We start from the raw sequence: 24,188 nt of genomic DNA, 5'->3' as shown, positions 1-24,188 counted from the left end.
TTTTTTGTCTATATTGTCAGCACTCAAACAACTTAAACTCAACACGTATGAAGAAATTCTTAATCTTGGGAGTGCTGCTCTTTATGGCACTTACTTCTGCAATTTCACAAGTTACTACCTCAAACATTAGGGGTACAGTACTTGATGACCAACAAGAACCATTATTGGGGGCCAATGTAGTGGCGGTACACACTCCAACCGGAACGCGGTATGGTGCCATTACCAACGAAGAAGGCCGCTATAATCTATTGAACTTGAGAGTAGGTGGCCCTTATGAAGTTACCATATCTTATGTGGGATTTAAAACCAATACCCAAAATGATATTTTCCTCACATTGGGGAAAACTTTCAATTTTGATGTGGTCTTGGTTTCGGACAGTCAACAACTGGATGAAGTGGTGGTCGTTTCCGATCAGTCCGGCACCTTTGGCAGTGACCGCACAGGTGCTGAGACCAGTGTTGGTCGCAGAGAATTGACCCGGTTGCCTACAATTACCAGGTCTACCAATGATTTTACACGTTTGGAACCCACGGCAAGCAATGGATCATTTGGAGGACGAAATGATCAATTCAATAATTTCTCTCTGGACGGAGCCATCTTCAATAACCCATTTGGATTGGATGCCGCCCAACCCGGAGGACAGACGGATGCCAACCCCATTTCCATAGATGCCATTGACCAGATTCAAGTGACCACGGCACCATATGATGTTACCCAATCTGGTTTTACGGGGGCTTCTGTAAACGCCGTTACTAAAAGTGGTACCAATGAATTCTATGGAACGGTGTATGGTTTTTATAGAAACGAAGACCTTACTGGAGGTAAAATAAAGGGTGATGATGTATTCAAGGCAGATTTGAGCCAAACCCAATACGGTATCAGTATTGGAGGGCCTATTGTAAAGAACAAATTGTTCTTCTTTGCCAACTTTGAAAAAGATGACCGAACCGATTTGGGAAGCGCAGGGTTTGTGCCCAACAGAGGAACCGGCAGTATTAACGAATCTAGGGTCCTGGCCTCGGATTTTGAACTAGTCTCCAATATTTTGAGTCAAGTTTCCATCGGAGATGGGCAATTTTACAACCCTGGAAGGTATGAAGGTTTCAATTTTGACCAAGAATCCACCAAAGGTATCTTCAAGTTGGATTGGAACATCAATGAAAATAACAGATTGGCCATCATCTATAATTTTTTGGATGCATCCAAAGAAAAACCAGCCCACCCAACCGCATTGGGCTTTAGAGGGCCTAATCTGTCCACCCTTCAGTTTGAAAATGCAGGATATGAGATCAACAACAAGATTCAGTCCGTTCAGTTGGAATTGAACTCAACACTTTCCGATGAGGCCATTAACAAACTACAGGTGGGCTATACCCATTTTGACGATTTCAGAAATCCAAAGTCAAGCCCAGCACCAACCATAACCTTATTGGATGAAAATGGAAGTTCCAATTACATCATAGCGGGTCACGAACCTTTCTCTATCCACAACCGGTTGGACCAGAAAGTATTTCAGTTGACCAATAACCTTAACTTTTTTAAAGGGGACCATACCTTCACTGTAGGATTCTCATTTGAAAAGTTCGAGTTTGACAACTCCTTCAACTTAGGGGCTTACGGAGCACAAGGGGTGTTTTTTCCAACGGGTTCCATTGCTGATTTCAGAGACCCCAATAACGAAGCTAGTCTAGTAGCCTTTTATCAAGATGCTTTTGATGCTGCAATCGCTGCAGACAATGCTTTAAATACAGCCGGGGAAGGAAACCTGGGAGGATGGGCCTTGGCGGAGACCAATGTAGGTCAGCTCGCCTTTTATGTACAGGACGAATGGAATGCCACGGAAAATTTTAAGCTCACCTATGGAATTCGAGTTGACAAACCGTTGTATTTTGATTCTTCGGATAAGGCCCAAGACGTTATCGATGTGGCTCCCGCCTACGTACCAGATATTCCCTATCAGAACCCTAATAATGGCGAAACAGTCTTCTTTGATTCCACTAAAATGCCTACAGACGATTGGTTGATTTCACCCAGAGTTGGATTCAACTGGGATGTTCATGGCGACAATTCATTCCAATTACGAGGTGGTTCCGGTATCTTTACGGGACGCTTCCCATTTGTATGGCTTGGAAATCAAATTGCCAATCCCAATGTGTTCTTTTATCAAGTGGTTGATCCTAATTTTAAATGGCCGCAGGTTTGGAGAAGTAGTTTAGGGGCCGATTATCGTATGGAAAATGGGATTATAATCACCACAGATTTGTCCTATTCCAAAGATGTAAACGGTCCGCATGTGCAAAACTGGGGACTTTTACCTCCCTCGGAAACGTTGCAAGGGGTGGACAACAGACCCATTTATGCCGCTGATGATTTGATCAATAATGCCTATGTGTTTTCCAACTCGGACAAAGGAAGAATATGGAATGCTGTGTTCAAGGGTCAAAAAACTTGGGATAATGGGCTTTATGCAAGTCTGGCATACAGTTACTTAAATTCAAAGGATGTAAACTCCATTGAAGCGGAGATTACGGGCGATGCCTTTGCGGCCAATGCCGTTTCGGCCAATGCCAATGATGATGTGCTTTCCTATTCCAGATATGGCGATACGCATCGATTTATTGGGGTAATTTCCAAAGTCTTTAAAACAGGAACCACCGTTTCCACCTTTTTTGAATATGCGCAAGGAGGTCGATTCAACTATTTGTATGGGGGTGACATCAATGGTGATGGATCCAGTATCAACGATTTGCTTTACATTCCCACTGCTGCTGAAGTTGGTCAAATGACCTTTAGTGGCGCCGGACAGGCGGAGGCCTTTGAAGCGTTCATCCAACAAGATGATTATTTAAGTGATCATAGAGGAGAGTATGCTGAACGTTATGGTGCGTTGGCTCCTTGGCGTGGTCGGTGGGATTTAAAAGTACTTCAGGATATAAAACTGGCCCCAAAGAACACCTTACAATTGAGTTTGGATGTGTTGAATGTGGGAAATTTAATCAGCTCGGATTGGGGTGTGATCGATATTCCCACCAACCAACAGGTTTTGGGGGTTACTGTGGATGACAATAATAATCCAACCTATACATTTGACCCCAACTTAACGGAAACTTTTAGTTCGGACACCAGTTTATTGTCCAGATGGCAAGCACAATTTGGTGTACGTTATATCTTCAACTAGTTTGGGACAAAAAAATGAATAAAGGCGGTGCATAAGCACTGCCTTTTTTATTTTTGCAGCATGAAATGAGCCAGAGGAATATGAGCTTGATATGAATTTTGAGCGAATTACATCTGACCTTTGAAAAATAGAATACAGCAGATGAAATACAAAAGGCTTTCTAAAGAACAGTTGGAGGAGTTACATCCCGAATTCATTAATTTTTTGGCCACACAGTCCATCACCGCAGCGGAGTGGAAAACCATCAAACAAGAAAAGCCCGAAGTGGCCGAAGAGGAGATTGACGTGTTTAGCGATTTGATTTGGGAAGGCGTACTTTCCAAAGTGGAATATCTGGAAAATGTTTCCGAACGGCACATGCACCTTTTTCACTTGACCGATAAAGAAATGAAACTGCTATCCGTTAAAGTGATGAACCCGGAGATTGACCTGCGCACCAAAGTGGGGTTTGACTGGTTCAAACGGAATTTCCAGTCTGATTTTGTGGAATACCTCACCGCTTCAAAGGCCTATGGAGAGGATAAGAATGCAGACAAGTTTGAAATCATCAAACAAGGTGCGGTCATTACCAAAGGAGAGCTCTACCAGTGGTTTGAGCAGATTATGGAGTGATAAAAACTCAAGTTTAAGAACAAGTTCAAGTACAAAATGTCATTCTGAAAGAGCACTTCGATTGAAGAATCTAATTTTTTTGAGATGCTTCACTTCGTTCAGCATGACATCTATCAATCCTAGTCATTTAGACAGAGCGAAGTATGAGCGACGAGAAATCTCAAATTCGAACAGATTTCTCACATTCGTTCGAAATGACAGCTACCTCACTTAATACAATTAACAAACCCCTTATATTTGCACGAGAATTTAAGATTTCATGGCACAGAAACCATCCATACCCAAAGGAACCCGAGACTTTTCGCCAGCAGAAGTGGCCAAGCGCAACTATATCATCCAGACCATAAAAAAGCATTTTGAAGCCTATGGTTTCCAGCCGATAGAGACCCCGTCTTTTGAAAATTCGGAGACGTTGATGGGAAAATATGGGGATGAGGGAGACCGCTTGATTTTTAAGATCTTGAATTCTGGGGATTTTATTTCTAAAGTGGATGATGTGACTTATAGCTCCAAAAATTCTGCTTCACTGACTCCTAAAATTTCCGAAAAGGCACTCCGTTACGATCTTACGGTTCCTTTTGCGCGCTATGTGGTAATGCACCAGAATGAGATTGATTTTCCCTTTAAACGTTATCAAATACAACCCGTTTGGCGGGCAGACCGGCCGCAAAAAGGGCGTTTTCGTGAGTTTTACCAATGTGATGCCGATGTGGTTGGGGCGGATTCCCTATTACAAGAAGTGGAATTTGTACAACTGTACGATGCCGTCTTCACCGATTTGGGTCTGAAGGGTGCCACCATCAAAATCAATAACCGAAAAATTCTTTCCGGCATTGCTGAAGTCATCGGTGCCAAGCATCTCTTAATAGATTTCACTGTCGCTTTGGACAAACTTGATAAAATAGGAGAGGAGAAGGTTAAGGCCGAAATGTTGGAAAAGGGCATATCTGAAACTGCCATCGCCAAGGCCCAGCCCCTGTTTTCCATGTCAGGTTCGGCTTCTGAACAACTGGCGGAATTAAAAATATTACTCTCCGATTCTGAAATCGGGCAACAAGGAGTGGCCGATTTGGAAGAAATCATTACTACGGTGGAAGCGGTTGGATTACAATCCACAAGCTTGCAATTGGATGTAACTTTGGCCCGAGGCCTCAACTACTACACAGGGGCCATTTTTGAGGTGTCTGCACCAGAAGGTGTTAGTATGGGTTCCATTGGTGGCGGTGGTCGTTACGATGACCTTACCGGTATTTTTGGCTTGAAAGATGTGAGTGGTGTTGGTATTTCCTTCGGGTTGGACCGAATCTATCTGGTCTTGGAGGAATTGAACTTGTTTCCTGACAGTCTGGATACATCTTTGGACGTACTTTGTCTTAATTTCGGGAAAGGAGAAGGTTTGGCCGGTCTCAAATTGGTGTCATCCCTAAGAAAAACTGGGCTTCGTGCCGATTTGTATCCTACGGATACCAAAGTGCAGAAGCAGTTTAAATATGCCGATAAGAGGGGAGTGCCTTACGTAATTCTTTTAGGGGAACAAGAGCTTTCCCAAGGTATTTTTGTGGTGAAAAACATGAAAACGGGAGACCAAAAAGCCTACAACTTGGATGAAGCCGAACAGTTCGCCGAAACCGTTAAAGCCGCTTTTTAATTTCTTTGATGATGGTTTTGTAGTAATCAACACCGTGGGGAACGTATTTCCCGGTATTTGCCATGCCCCAGGTTTCTTCAGCAAATTGGAGTAGGGGAACCAAATCCAAGGCATCCACTTCAGAGTCTTGTTTTGTCAAACGATTTAAGGGCTCTTTCAATTCACTTAAAAACACATGGTGAAATTCGGCATCGGTAAAGTCTTCGGAAATCTTATGTATTGCCTTAAAAGTGGCGATGGGTTCCAAATCCTGTTCGGAAATGGCCAGCCCAACCTCCTCTTCAACTTCGCGTACTGCAGCGGTTTTTATATCCTCTCCCGATGACACATGTCCCGCTACGGAAACATCCCAAAGGGATGGATGCGTATCTTTGTGCTTTCCACGTTGTTGAATGAGTACCCTGCCGTCTTTGGTATACAGCCAAACATGAACGGTAGGATGTAACAGCCCTTTTTGGTGCGCTTCGGATTTTAAACAGGATTCTCCTGTTGGTTTTCCGTTTGCATCCAAAATGTCTACCCATTCATCCATAACACAAAAATAGCAATTCGTCACCCTGAACTTGATTCAGGGTCCCATTAATTTTGGAAAATAGGTATGAGATGCTGAAACAGGTTCAGCATGACAAGTTTTACGTATTGTCATTTCGAAATGAGATACGAAGTATCGATTGAGAAATCTAAAAAAATTAAGATGTACTCAATATGGGTTCAGATTTCTCAGTCACAAATTCCTTCGAAATGACAGATTGAACGGATATTTTTAATCAAAATAACTGAACGTCTCACCCTCTTTGATCGTCAAAAGTGTTTCGTAGATCAAACGGATCACATTTTCAACATCATCCTTGTGTACTGTCTCAACCGTAGTATGCATATAACGTAACGGTAGGGAAATCAGGGCAGAGGCCACACCACCATTGCTGTAGGCGAAGGCATCGGTGTCTGTACCTGTATAGCGGGAAGCTGCCAAACGCTGGAATGGTATTTTTTTGGCCTCGGCGGTTTCCAAAATGCGTTCACGAAGCTTGTTCTGTACCGCTGGAGCATAAGAAACTACGGGCCCCGACCCAATCATGGTCTCACCTTCTTTCTTTTTGTCGATCATTGGGGTGGTAGTGTCATGGCACACATCTGTTACGATGGCCACATTGGGCTTTATGGTCTGGGTAATCATCTCGGCACCTCGCAATCCAATTTCCTCCTGTACTGAATTGGTAATGTATAGCCCAAATGGCAACTCTTTTTTGTTTTCATGCAGCAAACGGGCCACTTCGGCAATCATAAAGCCACCAACCCGGTTGTCCAGTGCACGGCAAACGAATTTGTCCTTGTTCAACACATGGAATTCATCAGGGTAGGTAATTACACAGCCTACATGAACGCCCATTTTCTCCACCTCTTCCTTGTCCTTGGCTCCTATATCGATAAAAATATTCTCAATTTTTGGGGTTTCCTCCTTGGCCTTGTCCCTAGTATGGATAGCCGGCCACCCAAAGACACCCTTAACAATGCCATTTTTGGTATGGATGTTCACCCATTTGGAAGGTGCAATTTGATGATCACTACCTCCATTTCTAATAACATAGAGCAAACCATTGTCAGTAATATAATTGACGTACCAAGAAATCTCATCGGAATGCCCCTCAATAACCACTTTGTATTTTGCCTCAGGATTGATAACAGCAACCGCGGTTCCGTAGGTGTCCGTAATGAAGTCATCCACATACGGTTTTAGGTACTCCATCCAAATTTTCTGTCCTTCCCATTCATAACCCGTTGGGGAGGCATTGTTTAAATATTTTTCAAGGAACGTAAGCGATTTCTCATTGATAATTTTTCCTGCTGCCATGTGATTAATTTAGTCCACAAACATACTAATATTCACTTTTATTTAATAACCAAATCTTACCTTTATCTTTACATTTGGCAAGACTTTTGAGAAATGAACCGGATGAGCCGTACATGCTTTCTTGTTATTTTTTTGGCATTTTATGCATTGGGATTTTCACAGGAAATTGAAAATGATTCTGTGCTGAACCCCAACGATTCCATTACAGATTATTACGTTCGGTTTGAAGGAGATTCCATTCTTCACAGCTCCATTGAACTGGAAGAGGTCTACCTCTTTGGTAAGCTGGATTTTGCTGATAGGAATGAGCGGCTTCGATACTTTATACTACGCAGAAAAACCTTAAAAGTGTATCCGTATGCCAAATTGGCCGCAGAACGTTTGGTGGAACTGAACGATAGTTTGGATCACATTAAAAAAAGACGACATCAACGCCGATATACCCGAAAGGTGCAAAAATTTATTGAGGAGGAATTTTCAGAAGAGCTTAAAAAATTAACCCGTACCGAAGGTCAGATTTTGGTGAAGTTGATTTATCGCCAAACGGGAACAACTGCATTTGATTTGGTAAAAGAACTGCGAAGTGGTTGGCGGGCCTTTTGGTACAATACCACAGCAAGTTTATTTAAAATTAGCCTTAAGGAAGAATTTCATCCTGAAAGCATCCATGAAGATTACCTCATTGAAGATATTCTCCAGCGAGCCTTTGCGGCCAATCAGTTGGAGCGACAGAAATCCGTGCTGGATTACGACTATGCCCAGTTGAGCAACAAATGGAAAAATGCTTCTCCAGAGTCCAAAAATTAGTCCTTGGATTTTTTTCCAAACACCGCATCCATTACAATGTTCACGGACCGAAAGCCTAAATAGATGGCCAAACCGGCAAAGAAGATACCCAAAATCAAAACAGGGATATAAAGAAAATGCTCTTCATTTTTGAAGGCCTGGTAAATTAAAAATGGCCCTAAAAACATAGCCGCCACGGTGTAACCAAACGATTTCAATCCTTTTACCAAAAGTTCCTTATCTGTCCGCCTCATGGGACCAAAGTAGGAATATTAGCTTATATTTAGAGGATATCGCATAAAAATTGACCATGGAACTACTCGTTTTGGGCGTGGTGGTGCTTTTTATCATCATTGCTACGGTAAAGTTTAAAATGCACCCGGTTTTTTCCCTGACTTTGGCCGCTGTGGCTTCAGGGTTTCTTCTGGGACTTACTCCTCAAGACATTATGACCACAATTGTTGAAGGGTTTGGCAAAACACTTTCGGGAATTGGATTGGTCATTGCTTTTGGAACCGTAATCGGAATCTATTTGGAGAAAACAGGAAGCACGCAAGTGTTGGCCAATAGTATTTTAAAAGTGATTGGTTTGAAACGCTCTCCGTTGGCCATTAATTTAGCTGGGTTCGTAATTTCCATTCCTGTGTATTGCGATTCAGGGTTTATTATCCTTTCTTCCTTGAACAAGGCCATCAGCAAAAGAACGGGTATACCGGCAACAGTTTTTGCCATTGCTTTGGCCACTGGATTATATTCAGCGCATGTATTTGTGCCCCCTACACCGGGACCTTTGGCGGCGGCAGCCATTGTGGAAGCCGATTTGGGACTGGTGATGACCTTAGGGCTTTTGGTCGCCATTCCAGTATCCATTTCCGGGTATTTTTGGGCCCGTTTTATTGGCAAATCCCTAAAAGAGGATGAAACGGCTGAAGTTAGGGAAGAAAAGGAAGAAATCCCTTCCACGGTCAAACCCTTCCAAGCATTTTTGCCCTTACTTGTTCCCATTATTTTGATAGCTATGAAATCACTGGTTAATTATCCCACCTATCCTTTGGGAGATGGAATGATGTTCAAGATTTTTGATTTCTTGGGAAGCCCTATTATTGCCTTGCTGGTTGGCGTATTCTTTGCTTTTTCATTGGGCAGGAAAACACCTTCCAAAGAAAAACAGGGATGGGTGGCGGAAGCTTTTAAGCAAGCGGGTGCCATTGTGTTGATTACGGGAGCGGGAGGTGCCTTTGGTGCCATTTTACGGACCATTGATATTGCTTCCATTATTGATTTGGAATCCAGTTCAGGTGTAGGTGGCCTTTTGATTGCTTTTCTGATAGCGGCAGTCTTAAAAACGGCCCAAGGTTCTTCCACAGTGGCCATCATAACTACATCGGCCATTATTGCTCCCTTGTTGGAAACCTTCGGGTTGCTTTCTATCACTGATAAGGCGTTAGCAGTTTTGGCCGTAGGTGCCGGAGCCATGACCGTTTCACATATCAATGACAGTTATTTTTGGGTGGTGTCGCAATTTTCCAATATCAATGTGAAAACTGCATTGCGAGGACATACTTTGGGGACACTTTTACAGGGTATTACCGGTATTTTGATGATTCTGTTGCTTTATTTTGTGACATCATGACCAAAGGTTATTCAATGGTAAGACCCCTTGTAAATTCCTGTACTACGGCAAAATAACCCAGTGCGTAGTCGTTGGGTGGTTCAACATTGTCAAAAATATCAATGTCGTCCTGCCCTGTAATGTCAAGTACATTGCCTCGAACTGTGGCAACAGGTGTCTCAAACACGCCTCCATCTTCCATGGTTTGCTCCACCAACAGGTCCATATAGTTATAAAAATCCTGATTTGCACCCAAAATGCTTACGTTGATGTCCTGTCCTGTACCAAGGTTATCATCATAGAAATAGGAAAACTCAAACTGCTGCCCTTGGAAAAATTGGTCTTCAACAGCTTGAAAATTGCCGAAACCAAAATCAAAGACATAGTAATTATTTTGTCCAAAGGGGTCAGTAAAAGTTACGATCACCTCTGTTTCATCTTCATTGAACAGGGTGTCATCTCCTTGTTGTAAATTATCTATGGGAACTGTAGGCGCATATTCTGTGCGGGCATAGTAAAATTTATCCTGATGTGAAATCTGGAGAACAAATATAGTCCCTGGCTTTGCGCTTTCGGTTCTGATGCGTTGGTCTGAGGAAAAATTGGAGTCGGGGACATATACTCCGGTACCTGGCGCCTCCTCAGCCAATGAGGAAGAGGCAAAGTTTACAAATTCCCCAAATTCGTTGGGAACACCATAAGTAATAACGGCACTTTCAACTTGGGTGGGTGGGTTATCCTCAAAAAAGTTACTTGTTTCCCGCATGCGTATTCTAACATCAATGAATTCTTGGCTTTTGTCCACCCTTATAAGTCCGTCCACGATTAGTCTAGGCTCAGTTTCCGGTAAATCCACATCCACAACATCTTCACACGATGTGAAGAAAAAAAAGGTTCCTATGATAAAGATTACTTTTTTCATTCGCTAGAATCTAAAATTATAGGTTATGGCTGGAATAATTCCAAAAATAGATGTACGGATGGCCTCGTTTCTTCCGGTATCCTCATTTTCCCTAAAGTTGATGGATGCCGCATTTTTTCTGTTGTACAGATTGTAGATACTGAACACCCATTCTGACTGCACTTTTTTGCGTTGGTTCCGTTTTGGGGTCAATATGGCTGAAACATCCAATCTATGGTAGTCCGGAAGCCGTTCTTTATTCCGAAGGCCATAATAGGGCACTGTGATTCCTTCAAACTCAAATTGCCCTACTGGATAGTTGGTGGGCTGTCCTGTCTGATAGATAAAATTGGCATTAAAACTCCATTTCTCGTTTAGGTCATAACTTCCATAAACGGATAGGTCATGCCTTTTATCGTAAGGTGTGTTGTACCATTGCCCTTGATTGATGCCTGTTTCAAGGTCTGAACGGCCTGTGTCAATGCCTAAATTTCTTCCAGGAGTCCGTTGTTCCGATTTTGACCAGGTATAGGCCAACCAACCTTTTAACCGACCCTCATTTTTCCGGATTAGAAACTCCAATCCATAGGCTCTGGCCTCACCATTTAAAATGACCTGTTCTATGGCATTATTTGCAATGAGATTGGCCCCATCAATATAATCTATCCGATTTTTGATATCCTTATAAAAAGCTTCAGTTTCAAAGCTATAATCACCCTCCTTGATATTTCTGAAATACCCCACGGCATATTGGTCCAGTAACTGTGGTTTTACAAATGGGCCGCTGGGAGTCCAAACATCCAAAGGGGTTGGCGAACTGGTATTGGACAATAAATGGAGGTATTGCGCCAAGCGTGTATAACTGGCCTTAATGGAACTTTGGCCCTTAAAATTATAAGAGGCGGATATCCTTGGTTCTAAATTGAGAAATTTTTTTAAGGTTTGGTTTCTTGCCGGATTAATGGTGTCTATGGGTTCCGCTTTCTTATAAACTAGCGCATAAGGGTCGAACACAACAGGGTTATCATTTTCATACACATAGAACTCCTCTTGCCCAAATCTATTAAATTGACTGACCCTTAACCCATACTCCAGACTTAGGTTTTCTGATACTTGATGTTCAATATCAACATAGATGGCATTTTCATTGGCGTATTTTTTGGTAAGCTGTTCTTGCAGAATACCTGAATCGGGACTATTGGGCTTTATTCTCCCAGGATTGAAGACGTAATAGGTGTTGTTTAATCCGTAATTCAGTTGAAATTTATTGTTGATGTAATGCTTCAGGTCATATTTTAGGTTGAAGTTTTGGATTCCAGAATCCCATTCAAATCCCACAAAATCAAGCTCCAAGCCATAAAAATAATCGGAATAGATAACCGATAGGTTGGAAAACAATCTATCTGAAAATAGATGGTTCCATCTAAAATTCCCAACAGCGTTTCCATAGGTGTTCACGAATCTGTCACTTATACTGAACAGGTCGCGTCCAAAGTATCCTGAAAGGAAAATACTGTTTCGCTCATTGATTTTATGGTTGACCTTGGCATTGAGATCATAGAAATAGGCCTTATTGTCCACATCAAATAGGGGAAGGAACAAGTGGGCGTAAGACGCCCTCCCACCTATCAAAAAGGCGGTTCTATCCTTTAAGATAGGGCCTTCCAATAGCAGTCTACTTGCAACGGCTCCTATACCACCGTTCACTTTAAAATCTTTGCTGTTGCCCTCTTTTTGAAATATTTCAAGCACAGAGGAAACCCGTCCCCCGTACCTCGCAGGAATACCTCCTTTGAAGAGTTTTACGTCCTTAATGGCATCTGGATTGAAAACGGAAAAAAATCCAAATAAATGCGATGAGTTAAAAACGGTGGCCTCATCCAAAAGAATAAGGTTCTGGTCGGCAGCGCCACCACGGACATTAAATCCCGATGAGGCTTCACCAGCATTGGAGACACCGGGCAAAAGCAAGAGGGATTTAATAACATCGGATTCTCCCAACACCACTGGAATCTGTTTGATGGTCTGGACAGCCATAGTGTTGACACTCATCTGTGGTTTTCGGATATCCAGACGTTCCACATCATCGGTGACCACAACCTCTTCCAGTTCCTCGGCTCCTTCCAGCATACTGAAATCCCGTTTGGTGTTTGAATTTAGATTGATGGTTTCTCGAACATCCTGAAATCCCAAATAGCTTACCACCACGGTATATTCTCCTTCAGGAAGGGTAATGGAATAAAACCCGTATTCGTTGGTGGTAACCCCGGTATTTATATCAGGAAACGCAATGGTGACCCCAATCAAGGTCTCATTACTGTTGGCTTCTGAAATGGTGCCACTAAGCGTAAACTTTTGCTGGGCTTGGGCAAAAATACCGAAAAGGAGTAGACTAAGGTTTAGGACAAAATGTCTATTCGGCATTTTTTGGATTTTCCTAAAAATACTCATTAAATGCTTCTTGGAAAACCTAAAAACACCCAGTACCATAAATTTAACAGTACTGGGTTTATGTCCTCTTATGCTATGGAATTAAGTATGTTGTTGAGGGTTTCGCTGGGGCGCATTGCTTGGGAAGCCATCTCTGCATTGGGCAAATAATACCCCCCAATATCCACGGGCGACCCTTGGGCATCAATCAATTCCTGGGCAATTTTGGCTTCATTTGCGGATAGGGCTTCATACACTTTATTGAAAGTGGCTTTCAAATCCCCATCTTCGTTTTGATTGGCCAGTTGTTCGGCCCAGTAAAGTGCTAAATAAAAGTGACTGCCTCTTGTGTCCAGTTCATTCACAACCCTGGAAGGAGATTTATCGTTGTCCAAGAATTTCTCGGTGGCTTTGTCCAAGGCATCGGCAAGTACCAAGGCTTTTTTATTCTTGTTCTTTTCGCTGTAGAACTCCAAAGAAACACCCAAAGCCAAGAACTCACCCAAAGAATCCCATCGCAAGTGACCTTCTTCCAAAAATTGCTCAACGTGTTTTGGGGCTGACCCCCCAGCACCGGTTTCAAACAAGCCACCACCGTTCATAAGAGGTACAATGGAAAGCATTTTGGCACTTGTACCCACTTCCAAAATAGGAAAGAGGTCAGTTAGGTAATCCCGGAGAACATTTCCTGAAACGGAGATGGTATCTTTTCCATCCTTAAGCCGTTTCAATGTGAATTTAGTGGCCTCAATAGGGGAGAGGATTCGAATATCCAACCCTTTGGTGTCATAATCTTTGAGATATAGATTTACTTTTTTGATCAATTCAACATCGTGTGCCCTACTTTCATCCAACCAAAAAACAGCGGGATCATTAGTGGCCTGGGCACGACCAACAGCCAACTTTACCCAATCCTGAACAGGGGCGTCTTTTACTTGGCACATTCTCCAAATGTCGCCTTGTTCCACTTTGTGTTCAATCAAGGTTTCACCTGTTGATTGGCTTACAACTTTGACAACTCCGTCGGTTGGAATTTCAAAAGTTTTATCATGCGACCCATATTCTTCGGCTTTTTGGGCCATGAGTCCCACATTGGGAACGGTTCCCATGGTGGCGGGATCAAAAGCCCCGTGCTCTTTACAAAAATCGATGGTGGCTTGGTAAATGCCAGAGTAGCTGCTATCTGGGATGATGGCTTTAGTATCCTGAAGTTTCCCATCTTTATCCCACATCTTACCAGAGTTCCGGATCATTGCGGGCATGGAGGCATCAATAATGATATCACTGGGGACATGAAGGTTGGTAATTCCTTTATCGGAATTAACCATGGCTAAATCAGGTCCATTTTCAATGGTTTTTTGAATGGCACCTTCAATTTCTTTATGTTGATTTTCAGGAAGCTTTGCAATTTTATCATATAGGGTTTCCAGACCATCGTTGGGGTCAACGCCAATCTTTTCAAAAGTGTCGCCGTATTCTTTGAAGAGTTCTTCAAAATACACTTTTAGGGCATGACCAAAGATGATAGGGTCGGAGACCTTCATCATGGTTGCCTTAAAGTGAAGGGACAACAACAGGTGATTTTTTCTAGCGTCGGCAATTTCTTTGGCAAAGAAATCCACCAATGCTTTTTTGCTCATCACGGTAGCATCAATAATCTCACTTTTCTGCAATGCAAGATTGTCCTTTAAAATTGTTGTAGTGCCATCAGCGGCTACCAATTCAATACGAACAGCATCAGCATTGGGCATGGTCAAGGATTTCTCATTGGCCCTAAAGTCGCCATGGGACATGGTTGCTACATGGGTTTTGGAATCTGAAGACCATTCCCCCATGGTATGTGGGTTTTTCTTGGCGTAATTTTTTACGGCTTTGGGAGCTCTTCGGTCTGAGTTTCCCTCACGAAGTACTGGGTTTACCGCACTACCCTTGATTTTATCGTACTTGGCCTTAATGACTTTTTCTTCGTCGTTTTTGGGCTCATCCGGATACTTGGGAAGGTTATATCCCTTCTCTTGCAACTCCTCAATGGCTTCTTTTAATTGCGGAATGGAAGCACTTATGTTAGGGAGTTTAATGATGTTGGCTTCTGGGGTCTTGGCCAGTTCGCCCAAGATAGAAAGGTCATCGGAGACCTTTTGATCGTTGTTGAGATATTCTGGAAATACCGCTGCAATTCTACCGGCCAGGGAAATGTCCTTGGTCTCTATGGTGATGTTTGCAGTTTCGGTGTAAGCTTTTACAATGGGTAGGAAAGATAGTGTAGCTAAGGCGGGTGCTTCGTCTGTTTTAGTATAAAAAATTTTGGCCATTTATGTGTATTTGTTTGAGCGGTGCAAATATACAATTTATGGACGGTGTACTTATAACGAATTTTTCAAAAGTAAGTGGCAATACTTGAAGAATTTCTAAAAAACAAAAGCCATATCCATGTGCGAACATTGATATGGCTTTCTATAAAGGACTAAAAGACTTGTTTTGTGTTGCTACAAAACCGCAATCCGAAGATTGCATCTGTTGCCCTTTAGACGTTTACTCTACTCGATTCATTCAATTATACAACCAAACTCTATCTCGCAAAGTGTCCTGATAATTTCCTAAATCTTATCAAAACGGGAAATTGCTCTCCCATTCGCACATAAAATTTACGAATTCTCCTTGAGGCCCGCCTAAGCGTCTCCTCAATTTGAAATTCCTTTTGTGATCAGTAGTGTTACCAATTAAAAGGGAAATTTTCAGTTTTTAAAGAACGTCAACTTTAAAACCGAAACATGGACTTGACTTGCATCATTTTCATATTTCTTCTACTAAAGTACTTCAAAGAATGAGAAAAACAAATTTTATAACCGATTAAAAATCAACAATGTATGAACCGATGTTATTAACAATTGTTCATAAAAAAAGCACCTCGATCGAGATGCTTTTTTGTTCTGTTTCTGGGAATGGAATTATCCCCTAACTTCTTTGATACGGGCCTTTTTACCGGTAAGACCTCTAAAGTAAAAGATTCTGGATCTACGTACTTTACCTTTTTTGTTTACTTCGATTCGCTGTAATGCGGGCATGTTGATAGGGAAAATTCTTTCTACCCCAACGGTACCGGACATTTTACGAATGGTGAACGTTTCAGTGGCGCCGCTACCTCTTCTTTGGATTACAACTCCTTTAAAGAACTGGGTACGGGTTTTTTCACCTTCCTTGATTTCATAGTAGACAGTGATAGTGTCTCCTGATGAAAATTTTGGAAATTCTTTTTTTGGAACAAATTCGTCTTCAACAAATTTTATTAGGGATTCCATGGTTTATTTTTTAATGTTTAGCAAGACCAACTTTCACGTATCTCGTCAGAGGTTGATTTTGAGATTGCAAAAGTAATGCAATATTTAGAAATAGCAAGGTGTTTTTTGTTTTTTGAACAGCTTAATTCCCTTGTTGCTGTTTTTTTACCTGCTTTGTGGCAAACAACAACAATCCAATGACAAAAAGGATGTAGGGGAGTGGTGTTATAATACTGCCCAAAGCATTGACCTTGACAACTGATTCCGGTCCTTCTTGGGCAGAGAAAGTGGTCAACAATAGAAATCCAAGTGAGACTATAATTGAGAGTACACTTCCCAAAAACATGAGTATAGTGCTCCAATTCCGTTGTTTTGCGAGTAGGATTCCACTGGCCAGTACAGCGATCAGTTTTCCCAAAGAGGTCAAGCCGCCTCCAATCATAAAATAGGCTTCGTAGTTTTCCATAGGATTTATTTTAGTAGGTCCGGTCTTCTTTTCTGGGTACGTTCCAAGGCTTGCTCTTCACGCCATTTCTCGATTTTCGGGAAATCACCGCTCAATAAGATTTTAGGGACTTCCATTCCTTTGTATTCCGAAGGTCGTGTATATACGGGCGGGGCCAATAAGTTATCTTGGAAGGTATCGGTAAGGGCTGAGGTTTCATCATTCAGTACTCCGGGAAGTAAACGAATTACAGCGTCACACAAAACGGCGGCGGCCAACTCTCCCCCAGAGAGCACGTAATCCCCAATGGAAACCTCTCGAGTTACATGCATGTCCCGTACCCGTTGGTCCACACCTTTATAATGTCCGCATAAAATAATAAGATTCTTTTTTAATGAAATCTGATTGGCGATGCCTTGTTTCAGGGTTTCACCATCAGGGGTCATATAAATTATCTCGTCATACTCACGTTCTGCCTTGAGTTGGGAAATACATTTATCAATGGGCTCTACCATAAGCACCATCCCGGCGCCACCGCCAAATTGGTAGTCATCCACCTGTTTGTAGTTTCCTTTGGAATAATCCCTGAGGTTGTGCAGGTGTACCTCGACCAAATCCTTTTCAATGGCTCGTTTTAAAATGGAGGCCTCAAAAGGACTTGTCAAAAGTTCGGGCAGTACTGTAATGATATCTATCCGCATGGGCGTTGATGAAAAGGCTTAGGCTTTTGAATTTCTCCAAAAGTAGTGAATGTAGTCCGTATCGTTTTTCCAATCCAAACGCTCGTATAATTTTTGTGCCGGATTGTCGATTGCCGTTTCCAAGGCCAATCCCTTAAAGCCATTTTCCTGACAATGGGATTTGGCTTGATTCAGTAGTGCTTCCCCAACGCCTTTTTTTCGATGGTTCGGAGATACGTATAAATCGTTCAGAATATAAGAAGGTTGGAGGGATACGGATGAAAAGGTAGTATACAGTTGGGTGAATCCCACGGGTTCTTCATTTTCCAGTGCGATAAAAATCACTGTTTCATTGCGTAAAAACCGCTCTTTTAAAAATTCACGAGCTGCGGTAGGTTCTGAACCCTGTTTGTAGAACACCCGATAGGCATCAAAAAGTGGAACAATGAGTTCCAAATCTGAAACGGTTGCCTTTTTGATGGTCATGGGGTTTGAATTTTAAAAGGCTCCCTTTCGGAAGCCTTGGCTTTACTTTTTCTGTTTGTTCAATTCGTCCTGTAACTGGCGGCTAATCTTTTGCTCACGCTCCAATGCCCTTCGTCTGTGCTGTTCATATTCCTGTTCCAAATCAGCTAAGGCCGTTTTTGCCTGTTGCGTCAAGAAATTACTGTTTCTAAATCGGTAGATAAAGAACAGCAGGAACAACAATAGCGCAAAAATGATGGACCATAGAATAAAATTGTAGGTGCCTTTGCTGACCAAGGCGCCAAAAAAGGAAATACTGTCCTTCTCTTCGGTAACCGTGTTCAACTTATTGGTAGTATCCTGTAACTTGGTGTTCAGATCCTCTATTTCAGCCTTATTGGCAGCAATAGTAGCCGATAGGTCCTTTATGGATTCGTAGGCGGTATTGATGGTGTCAAAGATATTGCTCTTGACTTCATTGAGACTGGCTAGTCGTATCACTTCATAAGGCACACCATTTCCCGACCTGTAATTGGTGGACTTCCGTTCCATTTCCTCAAACTGACCTTTTATGGTCATGTCCTTATTTTCTTCAGTTTCCTCTTGTGCAAAGGATGAAAAGTAGGGTGCAAATAGGGCTAGTGCAATGAAAAATCGTAAATGCTTCATGGTCAATATATTCTCGTAACTAATTTAGATTAAGGGTAGGGCGAAATTACACCAATAAACCTAAAATCAAAAGAAAAACCTATTTACTGGATACGTGTTCCCGCTTTTCCCAAATCATTAATAATAGGTATAACGCCTAACCTTGGCTATATATTTCGCCAATCTTATGACCTGATGCGAATAGCCATATTCATTATCGTACCATATATAAAGGACAACACTTTTTCCATCTGAGGAAACAATAGTAGCCTTGCTGTCATAAATGGAAGGGGCAGAGGTGCCTACAATATCTGTAGAAACCAGCTCATTGCTCAACGAGTACTTTATCTGCTCCACCAGGTCGCCTTCCAGGGCATATTTCTTTAGAATGGTGTTGATGCTCTCTTTTGAGGTCTTATTCTTCACTTCTAAATGAAGAATGGCCAAAGAACCATTGGGCACGGGTACACGAATGGCATTGGAGGTTAGTTTGCCTTTAAGTGCTGGCAGTGCCTTGGCAACGGCTGAACCGGCACCGGTTTCGGTAACAACCATGTTCAGAGCCGCTGCTCTGCCTCTTCGGTATTTTTTGTGCATGTTGTCTACCAAATTTTGATCATTGGTATAGGCATGAATGGTTTCCAAGTGCCCTTTTTTTATCCCGAGGGAATCCTCAACAACTTTTAGAATGGGAGTGATGGCATTGGTGGTACACGAAGCTGCGGAATAGATTTTGGTCTTGTCAGGGTCAAACTCCGTATGGTTTACACCATGCACTATATTGGGAACCTCTTTCCCGGGAGCCGTAAGCAACACCTTGCTGGCCCCTTTGGATTCCAAATGTTTGGAAAGTGATTCTTTGTCCCTAAATGCTCCGGTATTATCAATGATCAAGGCGCTATAGATCCCGAATTTTGTATAATCAATGTCTTCGGGTTTGTTGGCGCTGATAAATTTTACCGTTGTACCGTTTATAATCAGAGCATTGTTTTTGGCATCCACATCCACTGTTCCCAAAAACTGACCGTGAACGGAGTCGGTTTTTAGTAGGGCGGCGCGTTTTTCCAAAACCTCTTGGTTCAATTCCCCTCTCACCACAACAGCCCGAAGACGCAATTGACTACCCCTTCCCGTTTTGGCCATAAGCTCCCTTGCCACCAATCGGCCTATACGCCCAAAACCATAGAGCACCACATCCTTGGGTTTTATTTCCTTGGTCTGCTGCGCATCTTTGAGCTTATCCACAACAAAAGCCTTTACGTTAAGGTGGTTGTTGTCGTCGGAATGGTATTCGTAGGTCAACTTTCCAATATCCAACTTGGCAGGTGGCAGATTAATATCGCTTATAGCCCTTAAAATCTCAACGGAATCAAAAATGGAAATGGGTTTTTGCACAAACTCCCCGGCGTACTCGTGCAGATTTATGATGTCACTGACATTTTTATCAATGATTTGATTTTTGAAAAGTACCACCTCAATGGCTTTATCATACCATAGATCACTGATGATTTTGATGAATTCTGTAGTTGCCTTTCTTCTATCAGCTTGAAAAGCAAGCTCTTTCTCATAGGATTTAATATCTCCCATAGTTGTTTATTTGAATTTGTTTAGTTGTAGTTAGGGCTAAATTAGCTATTTTCAAACGTTTTCGTAAAAGATTATGGGCACAAAAAAACACCCAGGGAAGGGTGTTTTTAAGTGTGTTTTTGTCACTTTTATTAGAAGATTATGTGCTCTTTTTCACCATTTTCATTGATCATGGTAAAACTGGTTCTTCCGTATTGTGAAACTTTTCCGAATTGCTCTTCTGCATCTTCAATGTTGTCTATGTCAGTGTCATTTACCTTAATAATGACCTTGTTGCGCAAATCATATCGACTGTAGCGCTCTGGAACATCAATGATCTTTACTCCTTTGGAAACTCCAAATTTTTTCTTGTCCTCTTTGGAAAGGTTTTTCACCAAAAATCCTGTTGCGGGTAGGAGAACGGTCATTTGCTTTTTAAGGGTAACATTTTTTGTCATGTTCTTGCCGTCCCTGTCTATAATGACTTTTACTATATCTCCAGGTCTTTTGGAAGAAAGATAGCCGGACAATTCAGAGAATTTATGCACTGTGATGTTGTCCACTTGCTTGATGATATCCCCAGACTGCAATCCGGCATCCTCGGCCCCTGATTCCTCGGTTACGTCCGATACATATACTCCTTCCAGGTCATCAACGCCAAGTTCATTGGCCACTTCGGGGTTAAGGTCACCACCTCTAATTCCTAAAAGCCCTTTTTGGACGTTTCCGTATTCCATGATGTCTTCCACCACTTTTTTGGCGGTGTTGCTAGGAACGGCAAAGGCATAACCCACATAAGACCCGGTCTGGGAAGTGATGGCGGTGTTGATTCCAATCAAGTCTCCATTGGTATTGACCAAGGCTCCGCCACTGTTGCCTGGGTTTACGGCAGCATCGGTCTGGATAAAGGATTGACTTCTGCCCAAAGATCTTGCCTTGGCACTTACAATTCCTGCGGTAACGGTTGATGTCAAATTGAAGGGATTCCCAACAGCCAGCACCCATTCCCCGATCTTGGCATTATCAGAATCGCCGAAGGCTAAATACGGAAGGGCGTCCTCTGCATCAATCTTTAATAGAGCAATATCAGATTCCGAATCAGAACCAATGACTTCTGCATCATACGTTTTATTATTGTTCAAGGTAACCTGCAATTGACTTGAGTTGGCAATCACATGGTTGTTGGTCACAATATAACCATCAGGAGAGATGATAACACCAGACCCTGACCCTACTTGAGGAGTTTGTTGGCGTTCAAATCCGTAGAAGAAATCAGATAGGCTACTTGGTCCTTTACTAATGGTCAGGTTCTTTACGTGAACCACGGAGTTTACCGTTTTTTCAGCTGCCAATGTAAAGTCAACCTCATTAATGCCAGCCCCACTGGCCGAAGTTGGCAGATTACTTGTGGTAATGAATGGGGTTTCCTGTTCGGTGGTCACCAATTTATAGTTGTCTTTTTCAAAAAATAATTTGTACGACCCCAGTGTAATTGCGCCTGCAAATACGGACACTAGGAGCAAACTGGCTATTCTCTTCATAATTCGATATTTTTTTAACAATCAGTTTAAACAAAATTAAAAGAATTCATTTTCTGGCTTTGTCGGTTTAACTCCCTTTTAACTGCAAAAAATTCCTTAAAGAATACGCTATATTTGTTCCTTTGTAGCGATTATGAAACTGCAGTTTTTTAAATATCAAGGAACGGGGAACGATTTTGTGATTATCGACAATCGCCAAAATATATTTCCCAAAAACAATACCAAATTGGTCGCCCAACTGTGTGATAGGCGTTTTGGAGTGGGTGCTGACGGTCTGATTCTACTCGAAAATGACAAAATGTCGGATTTTAAGATGGTCTACTACAATGCAGATGGCGGCGAAAGTACCATGTGTGGCAACGGTGGACGATGTTTGGTGGCCTTTGCCCATTTTTTGGGAGTGATTGGAAACAAAACCACTTTTACCGCTGTGGATGGATTGCACGAAGCTACTATTAATGGTGATTTGGTCAACCTAAGAATGGTGGACGTGGATGAAATCCGCGAAAAACCAGCCTATATTTTTTTGGATACGGGGTCTCCCCACCATGTACAACTTGTTCAAGATCTAAAGAATTTCGATGTTTTTAAGGAAGGTGAAAAACTGCGTTACGGGCTATATGGAAAAGCTGGGAGCAATATCAACTTTGTGGAGCAACAAAATGCGGATACCTTTCAGGTGCGAACCTATGAAAGAGGCGTGGAAGATGAGACCTTTTCTTGTGGCACAGGGGTCACTGCGGTGGCCATCGCCATGCATAAATCAGGAAAAACCGAAGCCAATACCGTAAAGATCAGTACGCCCGGAGGGGATTTGTCCATCAGTTTTGAACAAAAAAATGAGCACTATACCAATATCTATTTAAAGGGACCGGCCATTCAGGTCTATAAAGGAGAAATAGAATGCTGACCCTAAAAGGAGAACAAATAAATCTTAGGGCTCTGGAGCCCACTGACTTGGAATTTCTATACCAACTGGAAAATGACACTTCCATTTGGGAAATCAGTGGTACTTTAAAACCATATTCCAAAAAAGTTTTGAAACTGTATTTGGAGAATACCCACAGGGATATTTACGAGGTAAAACAGCTTCGTTTGTGCATCTGTAATGCTTCTGATGAATGCATTGGGTTAATTGACTTGTTCGATTTTGATCCAAAACATGGCAGGGCCGGGATGGGGATTGTAATTGCCAATCCAGAGGATCGGAACAAAGGAGTAGGGGCGGAGGCCATAAAACTCATGTGTGATTACGCTTTCTCTACGCTGAATCTGCATCAGTTGTACGCCAATATTTTGGAAAAAAACAAAGCCAGCATCCATTTGTTTGAAAAAATGGGGTTTGAAAAAGTTGGGGTGAAAAAAGAATGGATACGCACCAGCACGGGATTCAAGAATGAAATCATGTTTCAAAAGATAAATACGAATGTATCTTAAGAAAGTACTTTGGGCAACCGCTATTTTGGGGCTTTTGATCTGTGGGTTCATTGCCTACCAGATTTACAGCGCCATTTTTAGTCCCAACACCCAATTCAATAATGACGAAGCTTTTGTGTACATCACTTCAGATGCTACTTTTTCTGAAGTTAAGGATTCTTTGGAGCCTTTGTTGAAAGATTTGTCCACTTTTGAAGCCGTGGCCCAGCGGAAAGGCTATATCACCAATATTAAAGCAGGGAAATATGCCATTAAGAAAGGGATGAACAACAATGAGATCATCAACACCCTGCGTAGTGCCAATTTACCGGTTGATGTGTCTTTCAACAATCAAGAATCCCTGGCACTATTGGCCGGGCGTGTCTCCGAACAAATTGAAGCGGATAGTATTTCATTGTTGGAAGCGTTCAATGATCCTGGGTTTTTAAATGAAACAAACTTTGATGAGGATTCCAAATTGGGGATGTACCTACCCAATACGTATGAATTCTTTTGGAACACCAATGCAGAGGAGTTCAGGGAACGTATGTTGAAGGAGTACCAGAGGTATTGGAATGAAGAGCGGTTGCAAAAAGCAAAAAGCCTGGATTTAACACCTTCACAAGTCATTGCCTTGGCGGCAGTGGTGCAAAAAGAAACCGCAAAAGTGGATGAACGTCCGCGTGTTGCCGGGGTATATCTCAACAGAATAAGGAAAGGTATTTTACTGCAAGCAGACCCAACCGTCATTTTCGCCATTAAAAAGCAGACGGGAAATTATGATACAATTATCAAACGCGTTCTGTACAGGGATTTGGAGATGGATTCCCCATATAATACCTATAAATATGCGGGTGTGCCACCAGGCCCAATTACCATGCCCGATATTTCATCGATAGAAGCCGTTTTGAACCCAGAAAAGCACGATTATCTCTATTTTGTGGCAGATGTTTCCAACTTTGGTTACCATAAATTCGCCAAGACCTTGGCGCAGCACAACCGAAATAAGGTACAGTACATCCAATGGTTGAATTCCCAAAAGGTTCTTAGATAATACCCTTTACCGTTAATTTTCAGCACTTTAACGGATTTTAGGCCTTATTTAAGAAAATCTTAGGAGCTTTAAACT

At 42.2% G+C, this 24,188-nt stretch carries 21 protein-coding genes; 8 read left to right on the top strand and 13 right to left on the bottom strand.

Translation table 11 applies throughout. The features are described from left to right. The first annotated feature begins 47 nt into the window (after positions 1-47). The 3 genes from FG28_RS18525 to hisS all read left to right on the top strand — a co-directional run bounded on the left by FG28_RS18525 (position 48) and on the right by hisS (position 5,439). Positions 48-3,179: a carboxypeptidase regulatory-like domain-containing protein gene (locus FG28_RS18525; protein WP_036385482.1), complete on the top strand. Its 3,132-nt coding sequence runs from the start codon at positions 48-50 to the stop codon at positions 3,177-3,179. Between the two features lie 141 nt (positions 3,180-3,320). Beyond that, the gene (locus FG28_RS18520) at positions 3,321-3,791 is read left to right on the top strand and encodes a DUF6495 family protein (RefSeq protein ID WP_036385480.1); all 471 of its coding nucleotides are present in this window, start codon (positions 3,321-3,323) and stop codon (positions 3,789-3,791) included. A gap of 259 nt (positions 3,792-4,050) precedes the next feature. Then, a complete protein-coding gene (hisS, locus tag FG28_RS18515; protein ID WP_036385478.1) occupies positions 4,051-5,439 on the top strand; it encodes a histidine--tRNA ligase in 1,389 nt (462 codons plus the stop codon). Here the strand turns inward: hisS and FG28_RS18510 are convergent. Next, positions 5,423-5,971, bottom strand: a complete 549-nt coding sequence (locus FG28_RS18510) for an NUDIX domain-containing protein (RefSeq protein WP_036385477.1) — start codon at positions 5,969-5,971, stop codon at positions 5,423-5,425. The two genes, hisS and FG28_RS18510, sit on opposite strands and share 17 nt — an antisense overlap. 231 nt (positions 5,972-6,202) lie before the next feature. Beyond that, a complete protein-coding gene (locus FG28_RS18505; RefSeq protein ID WP_036385475.1) occupies positions 6,203-7,291 on the bottom strand; it encodes a M42 family metallopeptidase in 1,089 nt (362 codons plus the stop codon). Between the two features lie 102 nt (positions 7,292-7,393). Between FG28_RS18505 and FG28_RS18500 the strand changes: the two genes are divergently transcribed. Then, positions 7,394-8,098 carry a DUF4294 domain-containing protein gene (locus FG28_RS18500; RefSeq protein ID WP_036385473.1) on the top strand — a complete coding sequence of 235 codons (705 nt, stop codon included), beginning with the start codon at positions 7,394-7,396 and terminating at the stop codon, positions 8,096-8,098. Here the strand turns inward: FG28_RS18500 and FG28_RS18495 are convergent. Next, positions 8,095-8,331 (bottom strand): DUF6095 family protein, encoded by a 237-nt coding sequence (locus FG28_RS18495; protein ID WP_036385472.1) that lies wholly within the window; start codon positions 8,329-8,331, stop codon positions 8,095-8,097. The genes FG28_RS18500 and FG28_RS18495 overlap by 4 nt on opposite strands. Positions 8,332-8,387: 56 nt before the next feature. Here FG28_RS18495 and FG28_RS18490 point away from each other — a divergent pair, with 56 nt between their 5' ends. Further along, positions 8,388-9,710 (top strand): GntP family permease, encoded by a 1,323-nt coding sequence (locus tag FG28_RS18490; RefSeq protein WP_036385470.1) that lies wholly within the window; start codon positions 8,388-8,390, stop codon positions 9,708-9,710. A 7-nt stretch (positions 9,711-9,717) separates the two neighbouring features. Here the strand turns inward: FG28_RS18490 and FG28_RS18485 are convergent, their stop codons facing one another. The 10 genes from FG28_RS18485 to FG28_RS18440 all read right to left on the bottom strand — a co-directional run bounded on the left by FG28_RS18485 (position 9,718) and on the right by FG28_RS18440 (position 21,643). Further along, positions 9,718-10,611: a DUF4249 family protein gene (locus FG28_RS18485; RefSeq protein WP_036385468.1), complete on the bottom strand. Its 894-nt coding sequence runs from the start codon at positions 10,609-10,611 to the stop codon at positions 9,718-9,720. A 3-nt stretch (positions 10,612-10,614) separates the two neighbouring features. Continuing rightward, a complete protein-coding gene (locus tag FG28_RS18480) occupies positions 10,615-13,014 on the bottom strand; it encodes a TonB-dependent receptor (protein ID WP_036386868.1) in 2,400 nt (799 codons plus the stop codon). 95 nt (positions 13,015-13,109) lie between these two features. Next, positions 13,110-15,332, bottom strand: coding sequence for an NADP-dependent isocitrate dehydrogenase (locus FG28_RS18475; protein WP_036385466.1), 2,223 nt, complete (start codon positions 15,330-15,332; stop codon positions 13,110-13,112). Positions 15,333-15,968: 636 nt separating this feature from the next. Next, a complete protein-coding gene (gene rplS / locus FG28_RS18470; RefSeq protein ID WP_036385464.1) occupies positions 15,969-16,319 on the bottom strand; it encodes a 50S ribosomal protein L19 in 351 nt (116 codons plus the stop codon). Positions 16,320-16,440: 121 nt separating this feature from the next. Continuing rightward, positions 16,441-16,764 (bottom strand): hypothetical protein, encoded by a 324-nt coding sequence (locus tag FG28_RS18465; protein WP_156102330.1) that lies wholly within the window; start codon positions 16,762-16,764, stop codon positions 16,441-16,443. Positions 16,765-16,769: 5 nt separating this feature from the next. Then, a complete protein-coding gene (gene trmD / locus FG28_RS18460) occupies positions 16,770-17,444 on the bottom strand; it encodes a tRNA (guanosine(37)-N1)-methyltransferase TrmD (RefSeq protein WP_036385460.1) in 675 nt (224 codons plus the stop codon). Positions 17,445-17,462: 18 nt separating this feature from the next. After that, on the bottom strand, positions 17,463-17,909 hold the full coding sequence (locus FG28_RS18455) for a GNAT family N-acetyltransferase (RefSeq protein WP_036385459.1): 447 nt from the start codon (positions 17,907-17,909) through the stop codon (positions 17,463-17,465). Between the two features lie 42 nt (positions 17,910-17,951). Beyond that, the gene (locus FG28_RS18450) at positions 17,952-18,557 is read right to left on the bottom strand and encodes a tRNA (guanine-N1)-methyltransferase (protein ID WP_036385457.1); all 606 of its coding nucleotides are present in this window, start codon (positions 18,555-18,557) and stop codon (positions 17,952-17,954) included. Between the two features lie 117 nt (positions 18,558-18,674). After that, the gene (locus tag FG28_RS18445) at positions 18,675-20,123 is read right to left on the bottom strand and encodes a glyceraldehyde-3-phosphate dehydrogenase (RefSeq protein WP_036385455.1); all 1,449 of its coding nucleotides are present in this window, start codon (positions 20,121-20,123) and stop codon (positions 18,675-18,677) included. A gap of 131 nt (positions 20,124-20,254) precedes the next feature. Next, complete coding sequence (locus tag FG28_RS18440; RefSeq protein ID WP_036385454.1) at positions 20,255-21,643, bottom strand: S1C family serine protease; 1,389 nt, start codon at positions 21,641-21,643, stop codon at positions 20,255-20,257. Between the two features lie 133 nt (positions 21,644-21,776). Between FG28_RS18440 and dapF the strand changes: the two genes are divergently transcribed. From dapF to mltG, 3 genes are read left to right on the top strand one after another with little or no spacing between them, the layout of a single operon-like run. After that, positions 21,777-22,553, top strand: a complete 777-nt coding sequence (gene dapF / locus FG28_RS18435; RefSeq protein ID WP_036385452.1) for a diaminopimelate epimerase — start codon at positions 21,777-21,779, stop codon at positions 22,551-22,553. After that, complete coding sequence (locus tag FG28_RS18430) at positions 22,547-23,080, top strand: GNAT family N-acetyltransferase (protein WP_036385450.1); 534 nt, start codon at positions 22,547-22,549, stop codon at positions 23,078-23,080. Before dapF ends, FG28_RS18430 begins: the two co-directional genes overlap by 7 nt. Then, positions 23,070-24,113 carry an endolytic transglycosylase MltG gene (mltG, locus tag FG28_RS18425; RefSeq protein ID WP_036385448.1) on the top strand — a complete coding sequence of 348 codons (1,044 nt, stop codon included), beginning with the start codon at positions 23,070-23,072 and terminating at the stop codon, positions 24,111-24,113. The genes FG28_RS18430 and mltG overlap by 11 nt, the downstream gene beginning before the upstream one ends. Positions 24,114-24,188: the final 75 nt, after the last annotated feature.

It is taken from the genome of Muricauda sp. MAR_2010_75 (genome assembly GCF_000745185.1).
In the GTDB taxonomy this organism is placed as follows: domain Bacteria; phylum Bacteroidota; class Bacteroidia; order Flavobacteriales; family Flavobacteriaceae; genus Flagellimonas.
Note: the sequence above shows the minus strand (reverse complement) of the source record. Positions and strands in the feature narration are given on the sequence as shown.